Raw genomic sequence first — 8,712 nt, 5'->3', positions numbered from 1 at the left:
ACTTGTGATTGTTCCAGTCGTTTATTTTGCAATTAGTATATTTGATTTACATACTAGAAAAGTGCATATGAAAGATTCCGGTCATGCAGCTACATTGGCTGGAGCGGCACAGATGGTGTCGTATCTTAGCCATTTGAATATGCCATTAACAGATCGTAGCGAAAGGGCTATAATAGACAATACAAAAAAAGTCATCAAAAACTATCTTAAAGAATTGCTGCCTATCAAACTTTTTCATCGGGAAGGGATTTCTTCTATAATAAATAATGCCGAAATTTCTATCGTCCGATCCAAGAAAGATGATTGGTCTAAAGCACCATCTTCGTCAAATAATTTCACGTATTATAGTATAAGATTAAAATTATTTTATGAGTATACTTTTAACTTACTAGGAGATATTTTTAAAAACGATATACGTCGTTTAGTGGTTTCTATTCCTGTATTGATAAAACTAGATAAAAAAGAGGCACAAGATCCGATTGCTTTAGAATTTGTAGTGGATGTTTCCGGTTCAATGACTTGTCCTATGGATGAGGATCCAGAAAAATTTACGACAAATATTTGCCCACAAAACAAAAAGAAATCGAAGATTAATGCCCTTAAAGAAGCCATGTTTCTTTTGCTTGATGATATTGATCTCTTTCCTAAAGCAAAAGAAAAATTCTACATCGGGATGATCAAATATACTAAACATATTGAAGAAAAATTACATCCTTCATGGGGAACAGAAAAAATAAGGCAAGACACTAAAAACAAGTTGGAAGCTATCCTGTTCACAGGAACAAATTCTTATCCTGCAATGCGGAAAGCGTATAAGCACTTGATGCCTGAAGAACAGTTTTTCAAAAAACTATTTCGGAAGAAAATACCAAAGATATCCAAGAAGTATATTATATTTATGACAGATGGAGTTAATAATCTTGCAAAAGATGATGATGAAACTCTTAAAATATGCGCAAAAGCCAAAGAAAAATCTATCAAAATATTTACTGTATCCATTCATGCGCCTAAGAAAGGGCAATATTTGTTGAAAACATGCGCCTCTTCTCCCAATCACTATTATGATATACACAATATTTTTGCTTTTCTTGAATCTTTCCGGAATATTGGAAAATCTATTACGCAAAGTGGATACCAGATCATTGTTAAAGAGTAACGCATTTCTGTCTTATAATAAGTTGCGAGTGTAGATATCTCGCGTTTATAATCTTATCTCCATTTTAGCCGCGTTATTACGCCAATAATCCCCATAACGACAGCTGTTTTTAAAACAGCATGTAAAATAACTCTCCTTTGAGCTTCATGATGATGATGCCGTGTGTTATTTTTGCTCTCCATACCAAAATTCCAGAACTATGGATGCTCAAAGGCAGGCATGATGGACAACCAACCTTTTATTCGCACTGACTTCGTTCTCTGCAGAAATAATCTGCTCAAAAAAATCGCTTGTGTTTTGAGGATTCTGGTACACAGATAACATTGAGGAGAAGAGGAGGGGACTAGAGTGGTAGATTATCCATTTGTCCTTTAGTCAATGATATTTTCTTACTCTTTCGATTTTCTATAAAGTCTCAAATCCAGTAGAAAACCTTAGCAATCCAGCAGAAACTGTCATGATAACGGCAATCACAGAGAGTATTTTCCAAATCATGTTTCGCATTTCAACAGGAACGTTTCCTATCTCTTTAAAAAGCTGTTCAAATCGTGCGTCTACTTTTTCAAAGCATGCGCCCATCTTATCAGAAAACTTGTCGATTTTATTTTCAAGTTGATCAATAGCCAGGCTCTCATAGTATGATACAATATTCTAGACAAGAATGAGAGCTTGTTTTCTTTTTCTATAACATTCGTCATATTCTTAACTCTTTCGTATTTTAACAAATTTTAGGATTCTTACTCACCGATGGAATCTCTAAAAAATGGCTTACAAAGGTACGGATATTAATCTGAAAGGTGCTGGAAAATCCACAAGATCTGATTCTGGGTTCAGGGCAATGAAGCCATTGATATTGCTTTATTTTTTATATTATTTTTTTCGAAATATTGGTATCAGGTTAATTTTAGAGTTGTATCTCTTTAAGGAGAGGAATATATTTTATTCCTCTCCTTAAAGAGTGTGAAACTCAATAAATAAAAATATTTTGTAAAAACAATAACTTATTTTTTTGATCATATTATTTATTAAAACAATCGCTTTGGATGTACGGAAGGTATAGAAATATGTCTGCTGGTCACAATGAAAATAACTCATTGAAATACTCTTTAAAAAACCACCATAAAAACCTGTTCTTTTCTTCTCTTGGTGGCGCCCTTGAGTTTTATGATTTTATCATTTTTGTGTTTCTAGCTCCGACTATTAGCAAACTATTTTTTCCACAAGAAGGCACTTCAGATTTAATCCTTATGCTTAAGAGCTTTGGAATTTTTGCAACAGGCTATATAGCCCGTCCCTTTGGTGGTATTGTATTGTCGCATTTTGGAGATATACGAGGACGTAAGAGCGTATTTTCCATTTCTATTTTTATGATGGCTTTTGCTACCTTGGCTATGGCAGCTCTGCCAACCTATCAAACAATTGGTATTGCAGCTCCAATAATATTGACTGTATTGCGCATTTTGCAGGGTCTAGCTATCGGTGGTGAAGTCCCTGGAGCGTGGACGTTTATTTCTGAACATGTTCCTGCTCGTCGTGTGGGGTTTTCCTGTGGTTGTGTAGCTACAGCACTGCATTTTGGTATATTTTTTGGGGCGCTGATTTCAACTATTCTTCGATATTATTTTAGTCCAGAAGAGGTTTTATCTTATGCTTGGCGTATTCCTTTTATCATCGGCGGATTTTTTGGCTTGATTTCTATTGTTTTGCGTCGCTGTATTTTAGAGACACCCGTGTTTTTAAAAATAAAAAACATGAAAGCTGCGCAGTATCAATTTCCACTCAAAAACGTGTTGAATGAACATCTATCATCAACGATCATTGCTTTTCTTTTATCATGGTCTACATCAGTTGGCACTATGGTTCTCACGATGTTGACACCAATTTTCTTGCAGAAACAGTATGCTTTTAACGAATTTACGGCTGTAACTTCCAATCTGATTTCTGTGTTCTTCTGTCTTATAGGTATGTGTCTTTCTGGTTTGTTAATTGATCGGATTTCTCCTAGTAAGTTCTTGATCAGCGGGGGATTTTTATTAGCTGTCTCATCTGCGATATTTTACAGTTGCCTCGGATTGGGAGTTTTAACGGAAAAATGGCTTTTTATTCTGTATTCTATCACCCATTTTTTCGTTGGAATGACAGCAGCTTTTCCGTATATCTTGGTTCGTCTTTTTCCTGCAAGAGTGCGATATTCGGGGATTTCTTTGTCGCATAATACTGCCTTTGCAGTTTCAGGAGCAACAACACCGATTTTGATTGCTCTCTTTATGGGTTCATATCCTATGACGCTGACCTTTGTCATGTTGTCCATTTCCTTGATGATCATAACAATGGGTCTTTATTTTGGGATGAGAGGTTCTTCTGTGCTTCAAAAATCATATGGATCAGAAGAACTTATCAGCTGATCATTTCCGATATAAAATGTTATTAAAATTAAGAGAGATTTAAAGGATCTCGATAAGTTAATTGACGGTTCTTTTAAAATAATCCATCGCCTTTGTGGTAGATGAGGGGGATGAGGGATTAAGCTAAACCTTGATTTTTTCCCTTTTAAGTTTTTAAGTCTTTGGATAAAGGATCTTATCAGAAAGATGGCAGTTTTCTAAAGAAGGCTTGAAGCTTGAAAAGCTTGGCAATCATTTTTCCACAAAACAATCAGATTTCTAAAAGTTTTTTGATATCAATTATCTCAGATACAACTCATTACTAGGTTTTTTAGATTAAATGATCGATTTAATTGACCAAGCAACAACAGTTTTCTAAAGATCAAGGAAGAGGCTATCTTGGACGTGGATGGTTAATAGCCAAAGTTATTGTTGGAGAATATAAGATAAAATACCTATATTGATTTCTGGTTAAATCCCTTACCCTTTTAAAATAGGTGGGAGATTTTTTTTGAGATGAGCATTGACGTTTTTCTTCTGTCAATTTTAGCATATAACTAAATGCCATTGCAGCTTCGTTCTATGCATAAGAAGAGATTAGGATTTTTTCGGATGCGTATCTATATTTCTCTTCCGTAAATTTTAGTATATACTTACTGAATGCAATTGAATAATCTATGAATTCCAGAAACTATGCCTATATTGATATGAGAGGAATGGATTTATGTTCCTATTTTGTTTTGCAAAGAATCTCTTTAAAAGAGATAAGATGCATCACTGTGATTTTTCTATTACATATGCTTGTTTGATGAGAGATGTGACAAATTGTTCTGGAAATTATCTTTAAAACATTATAAGATCGCAAAGTCTGAGTGTTTATACCATAAAATTCTCTTGCATATTGAGAAAGCTTGTATATTGATAGAGGCATTCTTAGATTAAAAGTATATTATCGTAATAGTTTTGTTATATGGAAGGATGGCCGAGCGGTTTAAGGCACTGGTCTTGAAAACCAGAGATGGGAAACCATCCGTAGGTTCGAATCCTACTCCTTCCGCCATTGTTACCTAAAATCAATCACTTATGTAAAAATAAGACGAAACTGGACTCAGCGTTTTCAATGACTTACAAAAGGCTTAGTCTTACTTTTTAGGCGTTATCCTCAAAAATACTTATTCTTTATGCTTATTTTGGGGTTATCGGGTTATCTCTTGCAAAGGCTTCGTTAAAAGACAAAATAATAAACAGTTTTTATGTTTACTAATATTTGTGCGTCTTTGATGTTGATAGCTTGTGATATCGTAGCTTCAATCATCTGCATTTTCCTTGGTGTTTATTGGTGATGGTCGGTCGGTATTCCAACGGGCGTTTCATTTCTTCAATCTCATGTGCCCTTTCAACCTCTTCCATGAAATGTTGGATAATTTTCCCGTCGTTTATTGCCTCCTATTAATTCTTAATACCCTTGCGCAGCCCAATAATCCCATTTGGCATCTTCGTAGGGGTCTTCACAGGAATAGCGTCTTCCCCTCATTGGCTTCCCTTTCAATCTTTGCGCGTTCAATCAAAATCTTCTGTAATTTAAGCATTGTCTTTTGAAATTCCGACAAGGAATATTCCGCATCTTCAACAGAGGCAAGACGATCGCTTGCTAGCTCATCTCGATTGATCACGTATAAAAAGCTTTCATTGATTTCTTTGAGGTCTTGTTTGCAACTCTTCAATGACAGGATCGCAAACCTTGTCATGAGCCTCTAAGGCTCTTTCGGCGTCTTCTAACAACTGCTCAGGTTGAGTGACGTATTCGTCATTCTCATCGTACCCCATTTTCGCCTCCTAACGCTTCTTACGCTTCTTATGCAGTTTATACACAGTTGATATCCGTTTTTAGATACGGGACAGTATTGTACATTAATTAAATACCGTTAATTAAAATATTTAACTAATGTACAATATTTTTTATAGAAACCAACAAACACCTGTGATAGTTATGGTTATACCTACAACTTAGGAGTGAAATGGAAATTTGCGTTGGAAGAAGACCAAAGGGTAGAAAAGGACACCAAGACAAAGGAAGATTGGGATTTGGATACTGCTCAAGCAAATAAGTCTTGTGATGATGACGTGTGTGAGAGCTGTCAATGATTGACTGTCAGTCTACATATTTGATGTCTAACAGAAATCCAAATCTTAATACCGTAGATGATTTCCCTACTCCTGCTTGGGACACGGAGGGCTTTGATGCGATACGTTTTAAATAGGGAAAATACAAGTGATTTAACCTGCTTAGAACCGTCTTGCGGAAGAGGATATATGTCAGAGGTGCTAAAAAGACACCTTAAACACGTGTCCGTATCCGACAAATATGAATACGAATATGATTATTTGTATCATCTCAGATTAAATATTTACGATTCCATTACTACAAAATATAAAAATAAGGAAAACGACACGTAATATTATTAACCGCATACTACTCTCAAACCTGAGCAGAAACAAAGATTACAGAGGAGCATAAGCTCCATGCATGCTTGTGGCGTTTTTATTTTGTCCCTTTAGTGAGGTTTTTGACAAATCTTAGAGAGCTTTCTTTCCTTTTTATTCCGATAACGCTCCTGCAAAATCTGCAACACTTCATTTGCCAATCCTAAAGTATCAGGATATACGTCCACGGTTTCTGATGGCGATAATTCGTAGTTTTTAGCGTATATCTCACGAATTTCCTTGATTTTATTCTCTATTACTCCGATGCAGTACTCTTCGCCTTTATCACTGGCATATGTTTTATACCAATTTTTAAGCTCATAAGGGAGATTGGTTATAACATGCGATTTAATTCCATGAGCTATTTTCATTTCAACCTCTCCAATTCATTCCCTAAGCATATATGATACTAACTAAATAGAGAAACGAGGATCGGTATTATATAAAAAATACGCACTGAGAATGATTTTGCAACACTTTGAAAGCTATGTTGTTCAGGTTCAATAAGAAAAAGACCATCGTCATTTATGGTATTGTGATGGATTTTTTACACAAAATCACTATAGGAAAAAACCCTGAAGCCTCTTTCTAACGCTCAGTATTTAATATCCAAGACCGCAAAAATAACAGTAAGAACTAAAGACAACAAACCTATGGAAAGCGTTTGAAGATGTAACGTAAGCGACAATGATCTTGATGCCAGTGCTAAACCACATTTTCATAGACATACTATTGTTAGCCATTCTTTTAATGACTTCTTGTACCATACTGAGATGCAATATGACCGATGGAGCATTAACATCATATGTATTGTTTTCTTTACTCATTTGTTAGCCTTTGTTTTTGTTTGTTTTCTCCGCTCCATTCTATTAGGATTTTAAACCTTATAAAGGCAAGTATTGGGCACGTTACAAAGCCAGAGATAAAATTAAGCATGTTCATTTGCCCTTTGATTGATTTCTTTTTGAAGATAGGGAATGATTCTAAAACTCCATTTGAGCTGTTGAACTGATCCCGCCAGTATGGACTTGAGAGACGTCCATTATTCTAGCGCCTAACTGTCCGCCATAAGGTGTTGGCATATATCCCTTTTTTTGTCGGCTTTTCTAACCTGCAATCCGAGCTCTGTTAAAAGTATGTTGACTTCTGCAGGTTTGATCGGGGTATCTAATCTTGCTCCAATCTTCGTAGGATTTAGATATTCATCGTTGTCTGAAGAGGATAGGTGTTCAATACCCATAATAGCTTCTAACCGATTAACTCCAGTTATGCCTACAATACCTTGATTAACCTTAAGCAAAAGCTGGTTCTCTTTTAGTCCTGCCTGCTTGGCTAGTTCTTCAAGATGTTTATGAAACCGCATAATTGTTGTAGCAGATGGGGTCTTTTGAACTTTAATCTATTGTCTTTTAGAAGCTTCTCATTCTGCCCATCTGTCTATAATTTTAGCTCTCCAATTTATATCGTAACCAGAGACTAAAATCAAAGATTCCCTTTTAGGGAGATGGTAACACGGATATATTTTACCCCTTTTTGTATATGTTCCTTTAAAATCTGACAGCCCAAATTTGAGCTGTAAAACTTCTCAGTTTTCGAACATATTTTCGATGTCTCGTAGAACGTTGTTATGCTCTTTACTTTCTTCGCTGGCTGTGTAGTCCATTGGATTGTTTGGGATCTCTATTTCAGATTTGTTATACCGTTTAAGATAGCTTCGGCGTTGGCTTTCTTTAATTTTATCTTTATTTTTCAGACGGTACTTACGACTTCGTTGGTTCTTATCCAGATTGTTAAGCCGGTATTTCCGGGTGATTTCTTTAACTTTATCGGGATTATTCAGGCGGTATTTCCGTCTATTGGCTCTAGCTTTCTCTCTTTTTTCTTCGTCGATCATGGATCTACGCATTGGAAAAGACAGCCATTAATTTGTTTCTATTTTTGGTATAAAAACGGCCATCAGGGAAATAAAAAAAACCTGATAGCCGTATCCGTTTTAGGAGATATCCTGTAGTGGTATTTATTTTTCAAAATCTGTCTTGCCTATCATTAAAGCATTACAGCAATAATCTTAGATTGCTGTCTAAGATTAGAGATTCAATAGCCCGCAATCCTCCGATGATATTTTCTATCCAGCGTCGTAGTGTATTAATAGGAAAACAACTACAGAGGAGAGGAAGTCCTCAATAGTCGTCTTGAACCGCGCTATCGGGATAAATGGTGGTAAACCCAATAGCGGGAATTGATTAATCTTTTGGATTTTCTTCGTTATGTGCTGCTGCTGGATCCACTGTTGCTAGAGCCACTGGTGCTGGATCTACTTCACTCTCGTCCTTATTAACATAGCCATAGTCGTCTAATGCATATTCAAACCTTTTTTTCTCTTTTGGAGTTAAGTTTGCAATATCAAGAGCCTTAAAGAATTCAACTACTGTAAGTCTTTCCTTCTCTTTCGTAGGTTCTACTTTAGTTGTGCAAGAAGCTAAAAGGGCAGGTAAAAGAACTAATATTGTTGACTTTTTCATTATATTTTCCTTTAGGTAGCCGTCTCGAACCGCGCTATCGGGATGAATGGTGGTAAACCCAATAGCGGGAATTGATTAATCTTTTGGATTTTCTTCGTTATGTGCTGCTGCTGGATCCACTGTTGCTAGAGCCACTGGTGCTGGATCTACTTCACTCTCGTCCTTA

At 36.0% G+C, this 8,712-nt stretch carries 12 protein-coding genes and 1 tRNA gene; 4 read left to right on the top strand and 9 right to left on the bottom strand.

The window, feature by feature from the left end; all coding sequences use genetic code 11:
- A partial coding sequence (locus H0G72_RS05160) for a vWA domain-containing protein (RefSeq protein WP_220456124.1) occupies positions 1-1,156 on the top strand: 1,156 nt, incomplete at its 5' end.
- 53 nt (positions 1,157-1,209) lie between these two features.
- On the opposite strand, the gene H0G72_RS06325 is transcribed toward H0G72_RS05160, so the two are convergent.
- On the bottom strand, positions 1,210-1,338 hold the full coding sequence (locus tag H0G72_RS06325) for a hypothetical protein (protein ID WP_259345160.1): 129 nt from the start codon (positions 1,336-1,338) through the stop codon (positions 1,210-1,212).
- 223 nt (positions 1,339-1,561) lie between these two features.
- Positions 1,562-1,735 carry a hypothetical protein gene (locus H0G72_RS05155; protein WP_182017711.1) on the bottom strand — a complete coding sequence of 58 codons (174 nt, stop codon included), beginning with the start codon at positions 1,733-1,735 and terminating at the stop codon, positions 1,562-1,564.
- Positions 1,736-2,220: 485 nt separating this feature from the next.
- On the opposite strand from H0G72_RS05155, the gene H0G72_RS05150 reads away from it, so the two are divergent.
- Together H0G72_RS05150 and H0G72_RS05145 are read left to right on the top strand one after the other, a co-directional pair.
- Positions 2,221-3,561, top strand: coding sequence for an MFS transporter (locus H0G72_RS05150; protein ID WP_182017710.1), 1,341 nt, complete (start codon positions 2,221-2,223; stop codon positions 3,559-3,561).
- 951 nt (positions 3,562-4,512) lie between these two features.
- Positions 4,513-4,600, top strand: a tRNA-Ser gene (locus H0G72_RS05145).
- 448 nt (positions 4,601-5,048) lie between these two features.
- Here H0G72_RS05145 and H0G72_RS05140 read toward each other — a convergent pair.
- The 6 genes from H0G72_RS05140 to H0G72_RS06145 all read right to left on the bottom strand — a co-directional run bounded on the left by H0G72_RS05140 (position 5,049) and on the right by H0G72_RS06145 (position 7,918).
- Positions 5,049-5,213 (bottom strand): hypothetical protein, encoded by a 165-nt coding sequence (locus H0G72_RS05140; RefSeq protein ID WP_182017709.1) that lies wholly within the window; start codon positions 5,211-5,213, stop codon positions 5,049-5,051.
- A 13-nt stretch (positions 5,214-5,226) separates the two neighbouring features.
- Entirely contained in the window at positions 5,227-5,367 is a 141-nt protein-coding gene (locus tag H0G72_RS05135) for a hypothetical protein (protein WP_182017708.1), read from the bottom strand.
- 728 nt (positions 5,368-6,095) lie between these two features.
- Entirely contained in the window at positions 6,096-6,395 is a 300-nt protein-coding gene (locus H0G72_RS05130) for a hypothetical protein (protein ID WP_182017707.1), read from the bottom strand.
- A 231-nt stretch (positions 6,396-6,626) separates the two neighbouring features.
- Positions 6,627-6,851, bottom strand: coding sequence for a hypothetical protein (locus H0G72_RS05125; RefSeq protein WP_182017706.1), 225 nt, complete (start codon positions 6,849-6,851; stop codon positions 6,627-6,629).
- Between the two features lie 227 nt (positions 6,852-7,078).
- Positions 7,079-7,387, bottom strand: coding sequence for a hypothetical protein (locus tag H0G72_RS05120; RefSeq protein WP_182017705.1), 309 nt, complete (start codon positions 7,385-7,387; stop codon positions 7,079-7,081).
- 222 nt (positions 7,388-7,609) lie between these two features.
- Positions 7,610-7,918, bottom strand: a complete 309-nt coding sequence (locus H0G72_RS06145) for a hypothetical protein (RefSeq protein ID WP_220456123.1) — start codon at positions 7,916-7,918, stop codon at positions 7,610-7,612.
- Between the two features lie 116 nt (positions 7,919-8,034).
- Between H0G72_RS06145 and H0G72_RS05110 the strand changes: the two genes are divergently transcribed.
- A complete protein-coding gene (locus H0G72_RS05110; protein WP_182017704.1) occupies positions 8,035-8,211 on the top strand; it encodes a hypothetical protein in 177 nt (58 codons plus the stop codon).
- Between the two features lie 56 nt (positions 8,212-8,267).
- On the opposite strand, the gene H0G72_RS05105 is transcribed toward H0G72_RS05110, so the two are convergent.
- On the bottom strand, positions 8,268-8,546 hold the full coding sequence (locus tag H0G72_RS05105) for a hypothetical protein (protein ID WP_182017703.1): 279 nt from the start codon (positions 8,544-8,546) through the stop codon (positions 8,268-8,270).
- Positions 8,547-8,712 lie beyond the last annotated feature (166 nt).

The sequence above is a fragment of the Candidatus Liberibacter sp. genome, from assembly GCF_014048425.1.
In the GTDB taxonomy this organism is placed as follows: Bacteria; Pseudomonadota; Alphaproteobacteria; order Rhizobiales; family Rhizobiaceae; genus Liberibacter.
Note: the sequence above shows the minus strand (reverse complement) of the source record. Positions and strands in the feature narration are given on the sequence as shown.